Genomic DNA, 498 nt, shown 5'->3' with positions numbered 1-498 from the left:
TCTCGAATGGTCGCAGCTGCAGGCGATGCGCGTGAGCGCACGCAGGCGCCAGCTCGACGTGGCCGTGCAGGCCCAGCAGGCACTCATCGAAATCCAGCGCCTCACCGGCCAGCCGATCGTCGCGGCCGTCTCTCCTTCGCAGGAAACCGTATCCCCATGAACCCTTCCCGTTATTGCATGCTCCCCCTGTGCCTGTTGTTTGCCGCGGCCCTCACCGCCTGCGGAGAAACGCCGGCCCCAATCGACGCGACGCGTGGCACTCCCGGCGAGAGCACCGAGCAGGCCGACGCTGCCCAGGCTGAAACGGGCGCCGCCGAAGCCCTCGAAAGCACCACCATTGCCGCCGATGTCGCCGAGTCCAGCGGCATTCTCGTCGCACCGGCATCCTCCGGCCGGATCATGCGCGAACTCGAGGTGCAGGGCCTGCTCGCGCCGATCGATGGCAGCAACGGCGCGGCCACGGCACGTTTTCCAGGCCAGGTACGCTCGCTGCGTGCC

General features: G+C 68.5%; 1 protein-coding gene. It reads left to right on the top strand.

Annotated elements, in window-relative coordinates; genetic code table 11:
• Positions 1 to 156 precede the first annotated feature (156 nt).
• Positions 157 to 498: hypothetical protein (locus tag CWM66_RS28320; protein WP_199200086.1), on the top strand; the 342-nt coding region annotated here is incomplete at its 3' end.

The organism is Kosakonia sp. H7A, assembly GCF_003028445.1.
Lineage (GTDB): Bacteria > Pseudomonadota > Gammaproteobacteria > Enterobacterales > Enterobacteriaceae > Kosakonia > Kosakonia radicincitans.
Note: the sequence above shows the minus strand (reverse complement) of the source record. Positions and strands in the feature narration are given on the sequence as shown.